Below are 18,606 nucleotides of genomic sequence, written 5' to 3'. Positions count from 1 at the left end.
CATTCTTCCTTTGTAAAATTACAATTACATTACATAAACTTTCTTGTAATTGTGCTTTTGAAACATTTATGTAACATTGCTTTACTAAAGTAATCTTTCGTGACAATAGTTGGGTCTTGGGAATATGTGTCTTTGGTCACTTTGTATTGGGCTGTCGCCCTGGACTAGTGTCCTTAGACCTTGTAATCCAAAACCGTATGTAAAATTATAACAAAAAGGTTACATTTTTGCAATTTCTTTTTCTTTGGGGAGGAGTTTTGCTGGAAAGCCTGCGGCTTTATCGCTAAATAATATAAAAAGAAATTTTCTTTATAAATTATTTTTTTTCTTATTAATTTTCTTTTTAAGGAGGGGGCATAGGGGGCGGCAATGCCCCCTCTACCCCCTCCTTTAACCTCCCCCACACCCCCGTGCCCTGGCAGGGGCCTTTCCTTTACTTCCCATAAGCGGTCGTCAGCCTAAAGAAAAGAGGTTAACACAAATTTTTCAAGAAAAATTTGCGAACTGACCTACCATCAATTTGCTTGGCAAATTGGGTTAGGTCATGTCAACTAGGTCGCTTAAAGTTTTGCATTCAAAAAATTATCTGCTTAAAATAGTAGACTTTTATTCTCTTTTAATTTTTTGATCGCGACCGTCGCGCGAACCTAATCAACTCAAAGTTCGCTTCGCTCCCTTTCGTTGTTAGGGTTCTGCGGTTGAGCGACTGAATTTGCTTCGCAAATGTCAATCGCTCATTCACAGTTGAATTTTTTAACGGCTTCCTCCCTTTATGGGATCACTCGATAAGTTTACGGTTTTTGCCAAGATCTCTCTCACCTTACAACAGATATATTCTCTCAATAGTTTACTGTTGCGGCTAAGGGTGTTCTCCTTATAACATAACTATGAGTTGGGCATTGTTGCAAAGTTTGTTTTTTAGATTTAAATTAAAACTCAACAACATATTTGTCATTATTGCTCTGTCTTTTAATTTATAATGACAATGTGTTGACCATGTACGAAATTGGTTTTATAATTTAGAAAAGGGGATGTGTTTATGTCTACTACAAATTTAAATATTAGAACGGATAAGAAAGTGAAGGAAGATGCTGAAAAGATTTTTGCAGAACTTGGTCTTAATATGACAAGTGCTATTAATATTTTTTTGAGGGCAAGTATAAGAGAGAGCGGCATTCCTTTTGCTTTAAAGCTTGATGTTCCTAATGAGGAGACAATCCTCGCCATAGAAGAAGCAAAAAGAATCGCAACAGATGATGGTGTGGATGCTTTTGATAATATGGATGATTTAAGGAAAAGTTTGAAATAAAGCTTATGCTTTTGATTTATGATTTAGTTTTTTTCATTTGTAAAGTATTTTTATTTATTAATTTTTCTTTTTAAATATTGTAGGGGCGTATACCCATTCGGGCACAGGGGGGCTTACGATCTTAAAAAAATGCAAACAGATATTGCCCCTTGCTTGTGCCTGGTGGTACCCCTCCAAACCACCCCTTTCACCCCACGCACTGAAAGTCCAAAAAAATCGGTCATGCTAAATTTTCAAAACTCACTCGCTTCGCGAGCTTAAACAGTTGAAAATTTTTAACGCATAACCGATTTTTTTGCTTATTTTATACACTCCCAGAAATTTACTGTTCTGGCTAAAGGTGTCTTCTTTAAAAATTAATTAAAAGATTGCATCCGATAAAAATTTTTGGAAAATAATTAACTTGGCAAGAATGCCCAGCTTGTAATTATGGTAATCGGGTAGTCGCCTTTGCCAATATGCAGTAGAAGCTGTAAGGCAGTAAGCAAAAAGTCCGGAAACGTTAAAAAAATTTTGCTGTTTGAGTTAGCGAAGCTAACGAGTTCAAAATTTTTAGCTGGAGGGCTTTTTGCGTAGCCGTGGGTCGAGGCCCCTGCCAGGGCACGGGGTTGTGGGGGAGGTTATAGGAGGGGGTAGAAGGGGCATTACTAGCCCCTTCTACCCCCTCCTTAAAAAAAATTATTTTGCAAGCTCTTTAAAGGCTTTGTCATATTTATTCATAATCTCATCTGCTACTTTGTCTAAATTTTTATATGCTTCTTCTGATTTTTCTTCAATTGTGTCAGGTCCATCAGCCAACTCTTTAAATGCGTCTATGTGATCTTCAACAAATTTTTCAGCTTCTTCAAAGAGTTTTTCTTCTTCTTTATTTATTTTTTCTTTATCCATGTTGCACCTCGATATTTATGAACTGGGACTTGGCATTAAAAGGGCAATTTTATTTTAGAGATTTAAGTTTTATTCTAATTCCTCATCTTTAAGTGGCTCAACTTCATCTAATTTTATGCCAAATTTCTTTTCAAAGTCTTCTTGCGATACAAATTCTTCAAATTTTATTGATTTTAGTCGTGAAATTGCAAGTTTTAAGTCAATTTCATCTTCAAGTAAGTCGATTTCGCTATTTTTTAATGAATTTTCTTCAATTTTTCTTGTTTTTTTCAAAAAATCACCTGATTTTAATTTAAAACCCCTCAAATTCGAGGGGCGATAATTCTAACTTTGATGATCTTATTCCTTTTCTTCTTTGGAAGAGATTTGTGAGATTATATCCTTGACTTCTTGGAAGGTAAGGCTGCTGCCTTCCATTTTTAAGGACTCGTAAGTAAATCTAAGCGCAAAATCTTCTTCCCTCTTTTTAAGTTCTTCTGGTGATATTTCTTTTTTCTCTTCCTTTAATTTAGAAATAGCCTCATCAATTTTATCTAACTTATCCATACAAAAAGCTCCTTAGTATTTATTTACTTTCCAGTAGCCATCTTTAGCACTACCCACATACTCTATTATTTTTTCATCTGTCATAACTTTTAAATCTCTTTCAATCGTACTTACGGATACCATGAATAAATGTGACAATTCAATTGCTGTTGTATTTGGATTGTCTTTCATAAATTCTACTATCTTTTTACGTCTATCATCTGGTTTTAATTTTTGACCGTCATTTTGACCCTCATTTTGACCCTCACTTTGACCCTCATTTTGGGTGTCATTTTGAGTATCATTTTGAGTATCATTTTGTGTGTCATTTTGTGTGTCATTTTGGGTGACACTTTGGGTGACATTTGTTTCGTTTTTGCTAATAAATTTCTTTGAATGACTCTTGATAAATCAATTAAAAACTTTTTTTGCTATTCAAAGGCAATTCTTCTATCTCATCAATTCTACAAATCTTTCTTTTAAAGAAATTTTAGTTTCTATTCCAAGTTCTTCAAATACTTCGTCCAACTTTTCATATAGTTCTAAAAAGTTTTCGTAGGATATGTTGTTGCCCATGTGGCCTATTCTAAATACTTTCTCGAAGATATTGCCTGCGCCCTTGGATATTAATATGCCTCTCTTTTTTAGGGCTGTAAGTATATCATCTGCTATAAAGCCTTCTGGCACCATGACTGCTGTAAGTGTATTTGATCTTGAGTCCTTGGCATAGAGTTCGAAGCCTGCTTCTTCAAAGATTTGTCTTGTCACTTCTGCGTATTTTTTGTGAAGGGCAATGGAGTCCTTGGCAAAGAGTTTGTCTATGGCAAGGTCTAGGGCATAGGTCAAGTTCTCGTTCATTGTGTATGGGAAGGCAAAGCCGTCGGAGTAGTCGTAGTAGTTTAGGAAGTTCATATAATAGGAAGGAACTGGTTTTTTTCTGTTGGCGATGGCTTCTTTTGCCCTGTCTGATATTGTAACCATAGTTAGTCCTGTTGGGGCTGATATACATTTTTGGCTGCCGCCTAAGGCTATGTCAACTTTGTAATCGTCAAAGTCAAATTCTTCTCCACCCATGCCTGATACTGTATCCACTACTGTGAGGATGCCATAGGAGTTAAGCAAGTTGCAGATGCTCTTTACATCGTTAGTGATGCCTGATGGTGTCTCGCAGTGGACCATAGTTGCTACTTTGAAGTCGTGGTCTTTTTCTAGGAAGGCTTTTAGTTTTTCTAGGTCGAAGCCGCGTCTGAAGTCGTCTTCGTAGATTAGTGGCTCGCCGTCGTAGAATTTTACGAAGTCGGCAAAGCCTGCTCCGAAGACTCCGTTATTTAGGACAAGGACTCTGTCCCCTTTCTCTACTAGGTTTATGATTGCTGCTTCTAGTCCAATCATGCCTTCACCAAGCATGAGGATAGTCGTGGCTTCTGTTTTTAAGAGTTTGGAGATTTTTTTCTCCACTCTTCTATGTATTTTTTCGTATTCTGGATCGATGTCTGGGTTTGTGAGAGTTTTTCCCATTAATGCCATTACTTCGTCGTCAATTGATGTTGGTCCTGCACATAAGATTTTCATTTTTCTTTCTCTCCTTTATGTCTTTTGATTAAATTATATTATATGGGGACAAAAAAACAAGCTGCCTTTTGACAGCCTGCTTTGATTTTGTTTATTTGTTTTCTACAAAGTAAGTGTTTTCTTCTATTTGTTTAAATATTTCATCGTATTGTTTTTCTTCGAAGCCAACTACACACTTGTCTATGCTCTTTCCATCTTTTTCAAGTGTCATTATGTGAGTTGGATAGTAAACTCTGTCGTTGTATTCTGTCATGTCCTTATAGTATTTTTCAAAGATTTCATCTTTTTTGCCTTCGCTGTCTCTAATGTCTCTTGCTATATATTTGATTCCTTTATTATCTAAATATGCTTTTAGTTTTTGGCAGTAAGGACATTCTTCAAAGCCATAGATTAGAAATCTTATGTCTTCTTCTCCTGCTTTTGTTTTTATTTTGTTTATTGGTGCTGTGAAGTAACCTTCTTCATATATGTCTTCTATCTTTGCATCTTTTGAGTCTAATAAAACTGTTTGTGTTTTGAAGTCATAAGCTACTCCAAAGTCTATGATTTTTGCTAGGTCTCTTAGGCGGAAATAGTTGTATCCGTCTATGAAATATCCATTGAGTTCTATGTCCTTTCCTTGGCTGTCCACTATTTCTTGTTTGTTTGTTTTTGCTATTTTTTCTTCTTCTGTTTTTTCAACATAAGTAAAGTCTTCTTTTTGATTTTCACCCTTTGTTATGATTACTTTTTGACTTTCATTGTCGTAAGATACCATAAATTTTGCTGGTGTGTCTTTGAGAAGTGCTGCTGCATCTCTAATTCTTACATAGTTAGACCTATTTATTAGGTAAGAATTTATTTTTATGTCTTTTCCGTCAAATCTAACTTTTTCTCCTGATGTCTTAGCCATTCTTTCGTCTGATTCTAATTTTGATATTTTAGTTTTATTTTCTTCTTTGCCTAAATTTCTGTTTGCAAATGCTGTCAAGGGACTTGTTAAGGTTAAGAGAGCTAATAATACTACTGCAAATTTTTTCATAATCTGCCTCCTTTAAATTTATTACTAGTATTTTATCACATTAAATAAAAGTTTAAATATTATTTTTAAACTTTTTATAGGGGCAAAAAAACAAGCTGCCTTTTGACAGCCTGCTTTGATTTTATTTTTGTTTTTGCTTTTATTTTCCTTTAGTTTTTCCACGCTTTTAGTTTTTAAATAGTGGGCTAATTTTTTTGTAGACTAGCATCATGACTGCTGATGTTGTAAAGCCTTTTATTAGGTTAAAGGGTAGGACTGAATAGATCATCATAGTGAAGAGTCCTGTGATTTTTGGTGTGATGGCAGATCCCATGGCTATTATTGCCTCCATTGGCATTACTTTGCCGTAAAGTGGAAATACCACGAAGTAGTTTGATGTCATGGCAAGGATTGTCATTGCCACTACGCCTACTGTCATTGATAGGACTGCGCCCTTGTAGGTTTTGTGCTTTCTATAGATGTAGCTTGACACTAGAGCAAAGGTACTTGATATGATGAAGTTTGATAGTTCGCCGACGCCTGCTGTCATTGTGCCCTTAAAGATTATGTGCATAAGGTTTTTTAGGGCTGCTATTATGATGCCATAGACTGGTCCCATTGTGAAGGCGCCCATGAGGACTGGCAGGTCTGATATGTCCAGCTTCATAAAGGGTGGTGCTACAAAGGTTAGTGGCAATTGGAAGTACATTAATACGAAGCCAATTACTGATAGCATGGCTACTTTTGTCATGTCTTTTGTTCTTATCATGGTGCTTGTGTTTACTTTATTCATTTTACCTCCTGTTGGGGCATAAAAAAACCCCGAACCTTCGGGGCATGAAAGTTTTAAATCATTCTCTCATCCAGACTTTACTGTCGGTATTGGAATCTAACCAATTCGGCTTGCGCTCGCGGACTTTACCGCCGGTTGGGACTTGCACCCTTCCCTGAAGATTTAAATTTTTATTTATTTCTTGCTTTTATTATAACACTTGTTAAAATTTTTTCAAGATTTTTTGTACTTAATTTGTAGTGATTGGAGTTTGCTTTTTGGAAAAGCAAAAGAAAAGTTTTTTCTTTTAAGTTTAATTTTAATATATTTTTAAGGAGGGGCTTTTACCTATTCGGGCACAGAGGGGGCTTACGATCTTAAACAAATTCAAACAGATATTGTGTCCCTTGCTTGTGCCTGGTGGTACTTGTGCCTGGTGGTACCCCTCCAAACCATCCCTTTCACCCCACGCACTGGATCAGATAATAGAAAGCTTCGCTTTAAAAACAAATAAAAAAATCCTTTCTTTATAAAATTTTTTTAATATAGAGTTTTTATTTCTAATATATTTTTAAGGAGGGGGTTAAGGGGCATTGCGAGGCCCCTTTTCCCCCTCCTTAAACCACCCCCTTTGAACCCCACGCGCTGAAAGTCCAAAAAAATCGGTCATGCTAAATTTTCAAAACTCGCTCTTCGAGCTCAAACAGTTGAAAATTTTTAACGCATAACCGATTTTTTTGCTTATTTTATGCACTCCCATTAGTCTACGGTTATAGCTGAAGGTGTTCTCCTTATAACACATCAACAAGTTGGGTATTGTTGCTAAGTTATTTGTTTATCAAGAGCTTTTTCTCGATTAGTTTTTTATAAAAATTTTAAGAAAAAATCGACCATTTGCTGAGTTTTTTACTCATGGTCGATTTTTTTATTGTTTTTATTGTTGCCCTGCTGGGGCTGGTTGTTGTGCTGGCACCTATACTTGTGGTTGTGCTTGTGGTGCAGGTGCTGGTGCTGATATTTTTTGCCTTGCTGAGTCATAGACTATTACTGGCATGCCGTTAAAGGTTTTTGGGTAGAGGTTTTTCATCACTGCTGGCGGTATATTTACGCAGCCGTGAGAGCCTCCACTTAGATAAATTTTTCCGCCGAAAGTGGATCTCCAGTCTGCATCGTGAAGTCCCACGCCTGACCAATTTATAGGAAGCCAATAGGAAACTTTAGAGCGATAGTTTTCGCCAGTTAAATATCTATTTCTTTCACGAGACCAAATTCTGTCTGTTCCCGTTGGTGTTCCGTTGCCAAGAGTTGGATTTCCTGAAACTATATTTGTCTCTATTTCCATGTTGCCCTTGTTGTAATACCAAAGTTTTTGCCTTGCAAGGTCAACCTCGATGTAGGTGTTTCCCACATCGTCTACTCTTCTTGACACTGCATCTTGTCTGTAAATTGGCTTTATTGTAACTGGCTCATCTTTTTTTAGGGCAGCAATGACTTCGTCCTTTGTCTTAGTCCTATCTGTTATCCAACCGTAGATGCCGCCGTCAACTTTTACTGTCCCAATGCCAGTGGCGTTAAAAATTCTTGATGTCCTAAAGGTGTCATACTTTGCTGCAAGTTTTCCCACGAAGTTTTTAACTTTTTCTTCGTCAATGACAAGGCTTCCGTCATCAGATTTGGAATACATGGCGATTATGCCCTGACCTGTTACTTCCTCTTTTCTGTCGTCAAAGTCAATGGTGATTTTTTTGTCGTAAAGGCTTTGGTAGGATTCAAGTTGCTTTTTGATGTAGTCAGAATCTTTTGTGATCTTTGGCTCTTCATAAAGTCCTGCCTCTTCTAAGTTCAATTTTTCCTTTTTGTCGTGAAAACAAGTTAAAATTGCAGATTTAAGTTCATCACGCTTTAGGAAGTCCCCAGGAACTTCATCTTCTATTTTGAATTTGCCATCTTGGAAGACAACTTTTGCATCTTGTGGGTGAGTTGATTCATTCTTTATTGCCTTTAAGTTATTTATTTTTTCCTCAAGCGCCTCTTCATTGTAATTGACTATTTGGTCCACTGCATAATTTTTGTCGATTAGAGCAGCTAGGGGCCAATAAAGTGGAGTTTGTTTAACTACATCAGAGCCAATGGAGTCCTCATAATTTATATCTTTGGCAGTGATCTCGTCATTGTATTTTTTGTCCTTAGCAATGATGTCTACTTGGAAATTTCTTGAAAGTTCCTGGTAATTTTTTTCAAATTCAGAAATTTTTGTAAGTCCAAAGTCGCGCCCGTTGACAAAAGTCCTTGGCATGTACCTATCTCTAAAAAAGTAAAGTCCAGAAATGTATATAAAAATTAAAATTATAAGTATAAATGCAAAAAATATTTTAAATGTCTTCTTCATAATTCCTCCAATACATTACATTATACTCTATAGAAATTTTTAAAAAAGAGAATTTCTTGGATTATTGCAAATGTAATTTAATTGTAAATATTTTACTCTTGCTTTTTTGTGTGGTTTATCTTCAGTCAATTTAAAAATTTCCTTTATTAAAAAAAGGCATAAAAAAACACACAAGCTAACTTGTGTGGATTTTAATGGTGCGGGAAAGAGGACTTGAACCCCCACTCCGTTGGAACTAGATCCTAAGTCTAGCGCGTCTGCCAATTCCGCCATTCCCGCATGAAGTTTTAACAACAAAATATATTATACTGAAGCTTTTATTCTTTGTCAACTATTTTTTAAATGATTTTTATAATTTTTTTACATTTCATGTAAAAGCTAAAAGTTTTTTTACAGATCCTATAATTTTTCTGTCTTTACATTATAACAGGCAAAATAAATTTTCGCTACTGCAATTTATTTTCTCTTAAAATAAATCACTATGAGAACCTGATCTATTTAATATTAAAATTAAATTATTATCAATTTTTTCATATATTAATAACCAATCAGGTTCTATATGACATTCTCTGCAAGCAAAATAATTTCCTGTTAATTTATGATCTTTGTATTTCTCTTCCAAAACTACATCATTTGCAAGTAATTCAATCACTGTAAAAAGTTTCTCTAAATCATATTTTGATTTTTTTAATCTTTTTAAATCTTTTTTAAAAGATGCTCTAACCTGTATTTTTCTTTTCATAATCTATCCACATACTCTCTAAAACTTTCCATGTCATCAAATTCTGCAACTATTGGATTAGTTTCTTTTACTTCAAAAGGTATAGCTCTTTCATTAACAACAGCTTTTGCAAAAACATTAAAGGCTGTAGACATACTCATACCCATAGACTCACAAATTCTTCCAAATTCATTTTTTAAATTTTCATCTAGTCTTATGTTTAAATTTACATTAGCCATAATAACACCCCTCTTTACATTTATATTATATCACTTCGCGTGTATTTGTAAATATTTTTTCGAATTTCTTTAATAGCTCCTGTAATTTTTTTAGATTTAAATATTCTAAAATGGGTAAATTATTAAAATAGAATAATATTAGAAAGAGTTGATTTTTTGAACTTTAAAGAAAAAATGAGAAAGTTTATGATTGGAAGATACGGTCAAGATGCCCTAGGCAAATTTATTTTGTCTCTTGCCTTAATTGTTCTTGTGATAAATTTATTTGTAAAGACGGCTGCCCTATCTGCTGTGGCTCTAGTCTTAATTGCTTATTCCTATTACAGAATTTTTTCTCGCGACATTAGTGCAAGGTATGCCGAAAACAAAAAGTTTTTGACTAGCATTGACCCTCTCAGGAAGAAATTTTTCTCGTCAAAAACTAAATATGAAAATAGAAAAGTTTACAAGTACATAAGATGTCCCAAGTGCAAGTTTGAAATGAAGGTGCCAAAGGACAAGGGCAAGATTAGGGTTACTTGTAAATCTTGTGGCGAAAAATTTGTCATAAAAAGTTAAGCTTCCGAAGATTTTCTTCAGAAGCTTTTTTGATTTGTTTTAATTTTTAAATTACATTTTAGATTTGTATTCTTCAAAGTCCTTTATTGATTTTTCAATAAGTTTTGGATCTTCTATTAAATCATAAACTGTAGATGCAATAATTTTTGCACCATATTCAACACAATCATGTGCTTCTTTTGATTTGCCCAGGTCTACAAATTCTTGTGAGTGAGAAGCTGTGCCATCAGGTACAAAGGCAATTCTAGCACAAGATCCTGGAATAAGATAAGTTACATTTCCAAAATCAGTTGAACCTGTTTTTTCTCTTGCTCCTTTTATTCTTGGTGCTCCAAGTTCTTCAGCATTTTTCATGATTAAGTCATTTAAAATGTATGCTGGAATCTTTGACTCAAGTCTTCTGTCCTCTATTATCTCATAAGTTGTCCCAGTCATTAAAGCGGCACCCTTTACAATATTATCAAATCTTTCTACGACTTCGTCTAAATATTTTGAATTGTAGGACCTCAATGAAAAATGACCTTCTGCTTCACTTGGAACAACATTTGCTGGCCCAGGAAGTGTTTGAACTGTGTAGTGCATTCTAGTATCTTCTTTTACATGCTCTCTTAAAAACTCGACACCCTGAAAAGTAAGTAACAAAGCATCAAAAGCAGACCTACCTGCTTCTGGTTTCAAGGCAGCATGGGAAGATTTACCATGAAATTTAACAAATCTAGATGACAATGCCATTGATTTTACATCTACTTGAGTTGCCGGTCCACCATGCATCATAAGTGCTACATCAATATCTTTAATATAGCCTTCATCTAGCATAATCATTTTGCCGCCTCCGCCTTCTTCCGCCGGAGTCCCATATACAATTAGATTGAAGGGAAGGTCTTTTACTGCATTTTTTATTGCAATTGCTGCACCAATTATTGCAGGACCTTGCATTTGATGTCCACAACCATGTCCCATTGGAAGGGCATCATATTCGCATAAAAGTCCTATGTTATATTTTGCATTTCCATTAGAATACTTGGCCCTAAAAGCTGTATCTAAGCTTCCAAGTCCTCTTTCTACCTCAAAGCCATTTTCTTCAAGAAGGTCTTCTAGGAGATTGCTTGCGAACTTTTCTTCAAAGCATAATTCTGGCTTGTCAAATATTTCATCTGAAACTTCAAATAATTTTTCTTTTATTTTATCTATTTCTTTTATTACTAAGTCTTTCATTTGTCTCCTTTACATAGGTCCTAAGTGAATAATTTGTGCTCCAATCATTAATAGTGACCCTACTAAAATCCAAATTCCAAATAATTTACCCATAAATATCATCCATTTGTCGTATGGTATATCTGTTGCTCCTAGAATACCCATAAGAGCTGTTGATGTTGGTAGGATGTAGTTACAGAATCCATCGCCAAAGTTAAATGCTAATACTGCTGCTTGTCTTGTCATTCCAATAGTATCTGCTAGTGGTGCGAAAATTGGCATTATTGCTGCCGCTTGTCCACTTCCAGATGTTATAAACATATTTACTATTAAATTGACAACAAACATAACTGGTCCCTTTAATAAATGTGGGAAGAAGTTAAGCCAACCAGTCATGGCATGAATACTTGTATCCATTATATTTCCAGCATCTAAAACTCCAGATACTGTTCTTGCTAGTCCTATAATTAGAGCAGCACCGACCATTTTCTTAGCACCTTCAACAAAGTATTTTGCAATTTGTGATGGATTAAATCCTGCTGCAAATCCTGCTACTATTGATAACCATATAAATACGACTGCTGTTTCTTCTAGCTTCCATTTTAATTTTACTCCACCATAAACAATAGTACCTAATGCTAAAAATAGAGTTAAAATAACAAGCCATTTTCTACCGTTCATTGGAGAATTAAATTCATCATGTGAATCTGTATCTTGTACTCTCAATTTGTCAAGTTCATGCATTGGACTAAGTTCAGGGTTTTTCTTTACTCTTAAAGCGTATCGAACAAGATATAAGTTAGTAACAATATAAAATACAACGAAGCAAACTATTCTATAGCTAAGACCAGAATAAGGTGGTAATCCTGCTATTTCTTGAGCAACTATTGTAGTATTTACATTCAAAGTTCCTGTAGAAAATCCAACTGCTCCTCCAAGTAATATTATTGAAGCACCAACTATAGAGTCAAAGCCCATGGCCAATGCAATCATAACCATTATGGGAGCAAAACCTATAAAGGTATTAACGCCTTGTGTTGTGCAGATAAGACCAAAAATAAAAGTTAAAATTGGAATAAATAAATATTCTTTGCTCTCTGTCTTCTTAGACACAGCTCCTATCAGAGACTGTAATGCACCACTCATAGTAATTACGTTAAAGGATGCACCTGAAAACAAAATAACAAATATTAAAGTTGATGCCTTTTTAAACCCTTCTAAACTTATGTTAAATATTTTTAAAGGATTAACTGGGCTTTTGTCAATGTAGTGAAAAGTATCTGGATCAATTACCTTTACACCTTGAGCGTTTTCAATCCTCTCATAAGCACCTGCAGGGATTATCCATGTTAGTGCAACTGCACACAAAATAATTACTAAAAGAATTACTAAAGTGTGGGGTACTTTCTTTTTCTTTACCTTTTCCATAAAACACCTCTTTACTAATAAAAATTACAACAATCTTCCAAAATCCCCAGAAAATATTTAAGTAAACATTTTCCTGTATTTAATTTAATAATATCATAGAACCCTTTATCGCAGCAAATATATAAAATGTTATAGTGCTTATATAAAATATGATATAATGTATTTGGTGATATAATTGCTTGACAATAAAAAAATTTTAATTTTGAAAACTATTAACGAGTATAAAAGTATAAGCAAAGCTTCTGATAAACTTTATACTGCACAACCGAACTTAAGCAGAGCTTTGAAACAAATAGAAAATGAATTTGGATTTAAAATTTTTGACAGAACAAAATCTCCTCTTAAACTTACTAAAGAAGGCCTTATATTATTTGATTACCTAGAAAAGTTTGAAGCTATAGAAAAAGATATGTACAAAAAAATTAATGAATCCAATAATTTAAAAAATTCTTACCTCAGGATAGGTGCCCTTACTTTTATGTCTCAATATATTATTCCAAATATTGTTCCAAAATTAATAGACCTTTACCCTAATTTAGAATTAAGCCTAACTAAGTATGACTCCACTTCCTTTGAAGATGCCTTGATTAATAATGAGATAGATCTATTTATAACAAATAGGGCTATAAATAATAACAAGTTAAATTATGTTCACGCCTTAAATGACAAAATATATTTAATGGTTCCTAAATCTTTATATTCTTCTGGCAAAAATAAATTGGAAGATTACAAGGATGAAACTTTTTACCTATTGAATCCCCAAAAAAATTTGCGCAAGTCTGTTGATGATATTTTTAAGGCGCATAATTTTACTCCTTCAAAAATTATAATAACTTCAAGTATTATGAATTCTGTTAGTTTTGTCAGAGCTAGCAAGGGAGTCACTTTCATATATGAGTCAGCCCTTAGAATGATTAATTCCACATCTTATTGCAACTTTATTAATATTGATGGAAACTATGCCGATATTAATATTGTTTACAAGGAACCTTCTTTAGAAGGAATTGCAAGAGACCTAGGTGAAATTATAAGTACCTATATAAAAAACAAATATAATACTTGAGGCTCTTCTTTAAAATCTTAATATTATTGTAAATTATTTAAGTCTTTTTTAGTGTTATAATTAGTTAAAGGAGTGATTTTATGAAGAAGAAATTTTTATTTTTGTTATCTTTTTTATTGCTCTTCACTAGTGCAAGTGCTATGGGCAAAAAGAAGATGACTCTAGTCATAAATAATATCGTCTTCGAGAAGGACTTTATTGTTAAAAATGACAGGATCCACATTCCCCTTCGCCTTGTTTCTGAAAATTTAGGCGCCGATGTTAATTGGAAGGGAGACACTAAAGAGGTTGAGATTATCAACAAGGGCAAGAAAATTGTTTTTTATGTCGATTCTAATGAGTATAGGATTGACGATATTGTCTACACAATTGATTCTCCTACTTTCATCTTAAAGGACAGAGTTTATGTGCCTGCAAGGGCCCTTGCCAATGCCATGAAGGCTAAGCTTGAGTGGAATGAAAAAGAGTTTTACTGTGCTATTGACAATGGCTACGAAAAAGATCCTACTCGCGACCTAGATCCAGCTAAGGACGGAAAGGACCTTGCTCTTATTGATAAGCTAAGAAAGGTGACTGACCTTTCTGACTACTTAAAGGATGGAGTAATTAAAGTTGAAGAAGTGAAAGACGGCAAGGTTTATGAGTTATTTTTAAAGGACTATGAGAAGAAAAATTTATCCATGAGATTTGTCTTTGACAAAAATAATAATTTAACTTCCTATAAGTTTGACTACTTCCCTAACGAAAAATATCCTTTCTTGGAAAAACATTTAAGTGAAGAGGAGTCAAAGAAGCTTGCTCGTGACTTTATGGACCTTGTTGGGGATAAGAAAAGATTTTTAAAGGAAAATGAATTAGGTGCAAATCAACAAGTAACGCCTGAAGCTGGAACTTACAATTTTTACACAAAATCTAGCCTTATTGCTGTTGATGCAAGCGGTGGTTTTGTCTACGCTTATTCTAATTATTAATGTTACAGAATTATTAAAAATGTAAAATTAAGTCACGAATTTTGGGATTGGAATTGATTTCCTATCCCTTTTCTGTATAATTAAGTTATCTTATATTTTTTAGGAGGAATAAAAAATGAACAAAAAAATTACATCACTATCTTTAGCAGGTATCATGCTACTATCTACTGCAAGCCCAGTTTTTGCTGCAACTGAAGCAAAGACTGATGCTAAACAACCTAGCAAAATCGAAGAAGCTCTTAAAAAGGGTGAAGACCTTGTTAAAGATGCTAAAGAAGCTGGCAAAGATATTGCTAAAGATGCTAAAGAAGCTATGACTGATGCAAAAGAAAAAGTTGAAGTAAAAGGCAAAGAAGCTGTAAAAGAAACTAAAGAAGTTGCAAAAGATGTCAAAGAAGATGCTAAAAAAGTTAAAGAAAAAGTTGAATCTAAAGATGTAAAAGCTTCAACTCAAAAAGTTAAACTTAACGGAAAAGATGTTGTAATCTACGGATACAATATTGATGGCTACAACTACTTCAAGCTTAGAGATGTTGCTGCTGTATTAAAAGATACTAAGGCTAAATTTGGCGTTGAATATAAGGATGCAGTCGTTACTCTAACTAAGGCTAGTGACTACAAAGTTACTGAATCTGACCAAAAAGAAGTTAAAGCTATGTCTAAAGGAATGCTTACAAATGATAAAGTAATGGTTGGCGACAAGACTCTTACTGCTACTGCATACAAAATTGATGACCTTAACTACTACAAGCTTAGAGATTTAGGCGAAGCTCTTGGATTTGGCGTTGACTATGACAAGGCTACTAACTCTGTTTTATTAATGACTGAAAAAGAAGCTGCTAAAGAAGAAAAAGTTGCTCCTAAATTAGAAGAACTTAAAGAAGCTGTTAAAAAAGAACTTGTTAATGAAAAAGAAGTTCGTGAATCTGAAGCTTACAAAAAAGCTGACGACAAAGTAAAATCTAACTTTGAAAATGCTGTTGCAGCTGCAAAATCTCTTTTAGCTGATGAAAAAGCTACTCAAGAACAATTCGAAAATGAACTTAAGGCTCTTGTAGAAGCTAAAGAAAAACTTGGCTTTAAGGCTGATGTTAAAGTAGAAGAAAAGAAAGAAGACAAAAAAGAAGTTAAAGAAGTTAAAGACGAAAAGAAAGACGCAAAAGAAGAAGTTAAGGAAACAAAATAATTTAACTTAAACTTAAAAAGACCATGGAGAAAAATCCATGGTCTTATTTTTTTGATTTTGTGAAGTTTTTTGAATATTGCGTGAATGTGTGAAAATTTTTGTGTATGTGATCTTCCTAATAGGATGTGAACTATTATTTTTTGTCATTTATTTTTTTCAACAGCCCAAGCTGCTTTTATTTCTTTTTTTATTTTATCGTACTGCCATCTGTTTTTTGAATTATAAACAGAGTTTGGGTCGTTTAAAATAATTCTCCCCTCATTATCAAGTCCGCATGCCAAAGCTATGTGTCCTGTATCCGTAAAAATGCCTGGTTTGAAAGATAAAATCACAAGATTTCCCTTTTCAAGTTCACTAATTGTTTCATTTTTCATAATTCCTCGAACTCCTAAACCCTCTTTTGTTAAATAATCTTCTATAAGATTCCATGAACTCATGCCCGCTTCAACATAAGCATTTTTTTCTGCAAACTTTGCAATTTCTTTTGGACTCCTATTTATCCCACAACCGCTTAAAGCCATGGATAGAGTCGTTGGCATGCAACCTCTCGTGCCAATTAGTCCGCCTGCATATTTTTCGTAACCCCAACGAGGATCAAATTGTAGATAAAATTTCACTGGATTATTTACACCAAAACTTTCACTTTTTTTCGCAAGACTTTTATCATCTTTTAAGTATCCAAGTATAAAACCCAGGGCCTCTTCCCTTTTTGCGGCAAGCTTTATCATTTTGTCTGGGAGCTTGTCAATATTTTCGTAGACAAATTCATAGCCCTCATCTTTTTTTGCCTTCTCCTTTATTATTTTTATTTTGTCTGACAAATCTTCGCCTCTTGTAAAATTTTCACTGTCTTTTAAACTTATCTCACTTGAAATCCTATTTCTGTGGATGGAAAATCCCCTTACAAGAAAAATTATTAAAAAAATAATGACTGCGAATCTAATCTTTTTCATATTATCACCGCAATCATTATATAAAATTATTTTTAAAACTTTATTCCAAAGTTCTTACAAATTCTCTAAATAATAAAATTTTTAAACCCTGTAGTCGTAATTTAAAATTTCTGCCCTTGCTTCGCTTACAAAGTAAAGAGAGCCTGTTATCAAAATTAAATCGCCATCTTCATATTTTTCCTTGTAATGATTTATGGCATCTTCAACGCTCATTACTTCTGCCTTAAGTCCATAGCCTGATGCTTCTTTTTTTAACTCTTCAGGACTTGTCCCCCTCTTGTAATCCAAATTCACGAAGACCACTTCATCTGTGTAAGATGAAATTTCTTCAAGCATCTTCTTGTGCTCCTTGTCAGATAAAATTGACATGATGAGGTAAAGTTTTTTGAATTTGAAACTCTTAATTGACTCCACTAATTTTTTGATGCCGTCAAAATTGTGGGCGCCATCTAAAATTATTAGAGGATCTCTCGATACAATTTCCATTCTGCCCTGCCACCTTGAAGATTTTATTCTCTCTCTAATTTTCTCTGTGGAAATTTTTATAATTCCCTTCTTGTTTAAGAGATAGAGGGCATAAATTGCTCCCAGGGCATTTTCCACTTGGTAGTCGCCAATTTGTGTTAAAGAAAATTCTTCCCAGTTACCTAATTTTACCTTGAAGTCAATTCCCTTTAGGTCGGACTTTATAATTTCACTTTCTAAATCCTTGGTGTAATAAATTTCTGCGGACTTTTCCTCTGCTTCTTTATCTATTACACCTAGAATTTTTGGATCTTTATTAGTTGTAAGGACAAGACCATTATCTGTTATTATGCCAGCCTTGGCATCTGCAATTTCCTCAATTGTGTCGCCAAGGTATTCCATGTGGTCCATGGAAATGGATGTAATAATGGAAATTAATTTTTCGCGGCTGGTGAAAATATTTGTGGAGTCGGCACGACCTCCCATGCCAACTTCCAAAACTGCGATATCAACTTTTTCTCTGTCAAAGTAAATTATCGCCATTATGGTCAAAAATTCAAAGAGGTTTAACTCGCCATAATCTTCAATTATCTCTGGCTCCCTACTTATTATAAATTCGCCGATTGCTGCAAAGTCTTCCTGTGAAATTTCCTGGTCGCCAATTTTTATTCTGTCGCAATAAGTTATGAGGTGAGGTGAAACAAAGGACCCAACTTTATAATCTTCCTTTAGGATGTCCTTTATGAAATTTACAGTTGAGCCCTTGCCATTGGTCCCTGCCACATGAATTACTTTTAAATTTTTTTCCGGAGAGCCAATTTTTTCCAAGAACTTTTTGATTCTCAGGTTGCCCCTGGACTTAAATTTTCCAATTCTATTTTCAATGTTTTTTACAACTTCAGTGTATGTCATAGATTTTTTTCAACCTTTGCAATTTGTTCTTCCACTGTCTTTAAAATTTCTTCGTATTTTGTAACTTTTTCTTTTTCTTCTTCAATTAATTTTGCTGGAGCCTTTGAAATAAAGCCTTGGTTGGATAGTTTGCCCTTGGCTCTTTTTAGTTCAGCTTCTGCATCTTTTTTATCTTTTTGAAGTCTCTTTAATTCCTTTTCAAAGTCCACAAGTTCCTTTAGTGGAAGTTGAATTTCTGCCTTGTCGAGAACTATGGCAATATTTTCTGAATTTTTTCTTTCTTCGTCATCAGTTATTTCAACAGAATTTGAATAGCCAAGGTTTAGTAAAAGTCCCTTTGTTTCTTCAAAAATTTCCTTAATTTCTACATCTTTTGTATAGACAAGAGTGTTGGATTTTTTTGAATTTTCGATATTCATTTCACTTCTTGCATTTCTAATTTCACGAATTGCATTTTCAAT

General features: G+C 34.1%; 20 protein-coding genes, 1 tRNA gene, 1 pseudogene and 1 riboswitch. Of the genes and pseudogenes, 5 read left to right on the top strand and 17 right to left on the bottom strand.

Annotated elements, in window-relative coordinates; all coding sequences use genetic code 11:
- Positions 1 to 173: 173 nt before the first annotated feature.
- Positions 174 to 404 (bottom strand): hypothetical protein, encoded by a 231-nt coding sequence (locus Q0U74_RS06775; protein ID WP_297393546.1) that lies wholly within the window; start codon positions 402 to 404, stop codon positions 174 to 176.
- Positions 405 to 1,039: 635 nt separating this feature from the next.
- Between Q0U74_RS06775 and Q0U74_RS06770 the strand changes: the two genes are divergently transcribed.
- Positions 1,040 to 1,309: a type II toxin-antitoxin system RelB/DinJ family antitoxin gene (locus Q0U74_RS06770; protein ID WP_297393545.1), complete on the top strand. Its 270-nt coding sequence runs from the start codon at positions 1,040 to 1,042 to the stop codon at positions 1,307 to 1,309.
- Positions 1,310 to 1,987: 678 nt separating this feature from the next.
- Here the strand turns inward: Q0U74_RS06770 and Q0U74_RS06765 are convergent.
- From Q0U74_RS06765 to Q0U74_RS06715, 11 genes are all read right to left on the bottom strand, one after another.
- On the bottom strand, positions 1,988 to 2,197 hold the full coding sequence (locus tag Q0U74_RS06765; protein ID WP_297393543.1) for a hypothetical protein: 210 nt from the start codon (positions 2,195 to 2,197) through the stop codon (positions 1,988 to 1,990).
- Between the two features lie 69 nt (positions 2,198 to 2,266).
- A complete protein-coding gene (locus Q0U74_RS06760; RefSeq protein ID WP_297393541.1) occupies positions 2,267 to 2,470 on the bottom strand; it encodes a hypothetical protein in 204 nt (67 codons plus the stop codon).
- 66 nt (positions 2,471 to 2,536) lie between these two features.
- Complete coding sequence (locus Q0U74_RS06755; RefSeq protein WP_297393540.1) at positions 2,537 to 2,743, bottom strand: hypothetical protein; 207 nt, start codon at positions 2,741 to 2,743, stop codon at positions 2,537 to 2,539.
- Between the two features lie 12 nt (positions 2,744 to 2,755).
- A complete protein-coding gene (locus Q0U74_RS06750) occupies positions 2,756 to 2,926 on the bottom strand; it encodes a hypothetical protein (protein ID WP_297393548.1) in 171 nt (56 codons plus the stop codon).
- Between the two features lie 246 nt (positions 2,927 to 3,172).
- A complete protein-coding gene (locus Q0U74_RS06745) occupies positions 3,173 to 4,294 on the bottom strand; it encodes an alanine--glyoxylate aminotransferase family protein (RefSeq protein WP_297393538.1) in 1,122 nt (373 codons plus the stop codon).
- 91 nt (positions 4,295 to 4,385) lie between these two features.
- Positions 4,386 to 5,315, bottom strand: coding sequence for a glutaredoxin domain-containing protein (locus Q0U74_RS06740; protein ID WP_297393536.1), 930 nt, complete (start codon positions 5,313 to 5,315; stop codon positions 4,386 to 4,388).
- 166 nt (positions 5,316 to 5,481) lie between these two features.
- Positions 5,482 to 6,087, bottom strand: coding sequence for an ECF transporter S component (locus tag Q0U74_RS06735; RefSeq protein WP_297393534.1), 606 nt, complete (start codon positions 6,085 to 6,087; stop codon positions 5,482 to 5,484).
- Positions 6,088 to 6,140: 53 nt separating this feature from the next.
- Positions 6,141 to 6,253: riboswitch (FMN riboswitch) on the bottom strand.
- A gap of 786 nt (positions 6,254 to 7,039) precedes the next feature.
- Positions 7,040 to 8,455, bottom strand: coding sequence for a L,D-transpeptidase family protein (locus Q0U74_RS06730; RefSeq protein WP_297393532.1), 1,416 nt, complete (start codon positions 8,453 to 8,455; stop codon positions 7,040 to 7,042).
- Positions 8,456 to 8,650: 195 nt separating this feature from the next.
- Positions 8,651 to 8,734, bottom strand: a tRNA-Leu gene (locus Q0U74_RS06725).
- Positions 8,735 to 8,921: 187 nt separating this feature from the next.
- Positions 8,922 to 9,197: a type II toxin-antitoxin system YafQ family toxin gene (locus tag Q0U74_RS06720; protein WP_297393530.1), complete on the bottom strand. Its 276-nt coding sequence runs from the start codon at positions 9,195 to 9,197 to the stop codon at positions 8,922 to 8,924.
- Entirely contained in the window at positions 9,194 to 9,415 is a 222-nt protein-coding gene (locus tag Q0U74_RS06715) for a type II toxin-antitoxin system RelB/DinJ family antitoxin (protein WP_297393527.1), read from the bottom strand. The genes Q0U74_RS06720 and Q0U74_RS06715 overlap by 4 nt, the downstream gene beginning before the upstream one ends.
- Positions 9,416 to 9,571: 156 nt before the next feature.
- On the opposite strand from Q0U74_RS06715, the gene Q0U74_RS06710 reads away from it, so the two are divergent.
- The gene (locus Q0U74_RS06710; protein WP_297393525.1) at positions 9,572 to 9,973 is read left to right on the top strand and encodes a hypothetical protein; all 402 of its coding nucleotides are present in this window, start codon (positions 9,572 to 9,574) and stop codon (positions 9,971 to 9,973) included.
- 51 nt (positions 9,974 to 10,024) lie between these two features.
- Here Q0U74_RS06710 and Q0U74_RS06705 read toward each other — a convergent pair whose 3' ends face one another.
- Both Q0U74_RS06705 and Q0U74_RS06700 read right to left on the bottom strand, forming a co-directional pair.
- On the bottom strand, positions 10,025 to 11,188 hold the full coding sequence (locus Q0U74_RS06705; protein WP_297393524.1) for a M20 family metallopeptidase: 1,164 nt from the start codon (positions 11,186 to 11,188) through the stop codon (positions 10,025 to 10,027).
- A gap of 9 nt (positions 11,189 to 11,197) precedes the next feature.
- On the bottom strand, positions 11,198 to 12,595 hold the full coding sequence (locus tag Q0U74_RS06700) for a YfcC family protein (protein WP_297393522.1): 1,398 nt from the start codon (positions 12,593 to 12,595) through the stop codon (positions 11,198 to 11,200).
- Between the two features lie 175 nt (positions 12,596 to 12,770).
- On the opposite strand from Q0U74_RS06700, the gene Q0U74_RS06695 reads away from it, so the two are divergent.
- From Q0U74_RS06695 to Q0U74_RS06685, 3 genes are all read left to right on the top strand, one after another.
- Positions 12,771 to 13,658, top strand: a complete 888-nt coding sequence (locus tag Q0U74_RS06695) for a LysR family transcriptional regulator (RefSeq protein ID WP_297393520.1) — start codon at positions 12,771 to 12,773, stop codon at positions 13,656 to 13,658.
- Positions 13,659 to 13,738: 80 nt separating this feature from the next.
- On the top strand, positions 13,739 to 14,629 hold the full coding sequence (locus Q0U74_RS06690; RefSeq protein ID WP_297393519.1) for a copper amine oxidase N-terminal domain-containing protein: 891 nt from the start codon (positions 13,739 to 13,741) through the stop codon (positions 14,627 to 14,629).
- Positions 14,630 to 14,744: 115 nt separating this feature from the next.
- On the top strand, positions 14,745 to 15,815 hold the full coding sequence (locus Q0U74_RS06685) for a hypothetical protein (protein ID WP_297393517.1): 1,071 nt from the start codon (positions 14,745 to 14,747) through the stop codon (positions 15,813 to 15,815).
- A 143-nt stretch (positions 15,816 to 15,958) separates the two neighbouring features.
- On the opposite strand, the gene Q0U74_RS06680 is transcribed toward Q0U74_RS06685, so the two are convergent.
- From Q0U74_RS06680 to Q0U74_RS06670, 3 genes and pseudogenes are all read right to left on the bottom strand, one after another.
- On the bottom strand, positions 15,959 to 16,768 hold the full coding sequence (locus tag Q0U74_RS06680; RefSeq protein WP_297393515.1) for a C39 family peptidase: 810 nt from the start codon (positions 16,766 to 16,768) through the stop codon (positions 15,959 to 15,961).
- An 81-nt stretch (positions 16,769 to 16,849) separates the two neighbouring features.
- Positions 16,850 to 18,145 (bottom strand): folylpolyglutamate synthase/dihydrofolate synthase family protein, encoded by a 1,296-nt coding sequence (locus Q0U74_RS06675; RefSeq protein WP_297393513.1) that lies wholly within the window; start codon positions 18,143 to 18,145, stop codon positions 16,850 to 16,852.
- Positions 18,142 to 18,606: pseudogene (locus Q0U74_RS06670) on the bottom strand (valine--tRNA ligase); the annotation flags it as partial. The gene Q0U74_RS06675 and the pseudogene Q0U74_RS06670, both read right to left, overlap by 4 nt.

This window comes from uncultured Peptoniphilus sp. (assembly GCF_946998875.1).
In the GTDB taxonomy this organism is placed as follows: Bacteria; Bacillota; Clostridia; order Tissierellales; family Peptoniphilaceae; genus Peptoniphilus_A.
This window is presented reverse-complemented; position numbering and strand designations above follow the sequence as displayed.

Coding starts and splice junctions, on each gene's coding strand:
- Q0U74_RS06770 (WP_297393545.1), top strand. CDS start 1,040: ATGTCTACTACAAATTTAAATATTAGAACGGATAAGAAAGTGAAGGAA.
- Q0U74_RS06765 (WP_297393543.1), bottom strand. CDS start 2,197: ATGGATAAAGAAAAAATAAATAAAGAAGAAGAAAAACTCTTTGAAGAA.
- Q0U74_RS06755 (WP_297393540.1), bottom strand. CDS start 2,743: ATGGATAAGTTAGATAAAATTGATGAGGCTATTTCTAAATTAAAGGAA.
- Q0U74_RS06745 (WP_297393538.1), bottom strand. CDS start 4,294: ATGAAAATCTTATGTGCAGGACCAACATCAATTGACGACGAAGTAATG.
- Q0U74_RS06740 (WP_297393536.1), bottom strand. CDS start 5,315: ATGAAAAAATTTGCAGTAGTATTATTAGCTCTCTTAACCTTAACAAGT.
- Q0U74_RS06735 (WP_297393534.1), bottom strand. CDS start 6,087: ATGAATAAAGTAAACACAAGCACCATGATAAGAACAAAAGACATGACA.
- Q0U74_RS06730 (WP_297393532.1), bottom strand. CDS start 8,455: ATGAAGAAGACATTTAAAATATTTTTTGCATTTATACTTATAATTTTA.
- Q0U74_RS06720 (WP_297393530.1), bottom strand. CDS start 9,197: ATGAAAAGAAAAATACAGGTTAGAGCATCTTTTAAAAAAGATTTAAAA.
- Q0U74_RS06715 (WP_297393527.1), bottom strand. CDS start 9,415: ATGGCTAATGTAAATTTAAACATAAGACTAGATGAAAATTTAAAAAAT.
- Q0U74_RS06705 (WP_297393524.1), bottom strand. CDS start 11,188: ATGAAAGACTTAGTAATAAAAGAAATAGATAAAATAAAAGAAAAATTA.
- Q0U74_RS06700 (WP_297393522.1), bottom strand. CDS start 12,595: ATGGAAAAGGTAAAGAAAAAGAAAGTACCCCACACTTTAGTAATTCTT.
- Q0U74_RS06690 (WP_297393519.1), top strand. CDS start 13,739: ATGAAGAAGAAATTTTTATTTTTGTTATCTTTTTTATTGCTCTTCACT.
- Q0U74_RS06685 (WP_297393517.1), top strand. CDS start 14,745: ATGAACAAAAAAATTACATCACTATCTTTAGCAGGTATCATGCTACTA.
- Q0U74_RS06680 (WP_297393515.1), bottom strand. CDS start 16,768: ATGAAAAAGATTAGATTCGCAGTCATTATTTTTTTAATAATTTTTCTT.
- Q0U74_RS06675 (WP_297393513.1), bottom strand. CDS start 18,145: ATGACATACACTGAAGTTGTAAAAAACATTGAAAATAGAATTGGAAAA.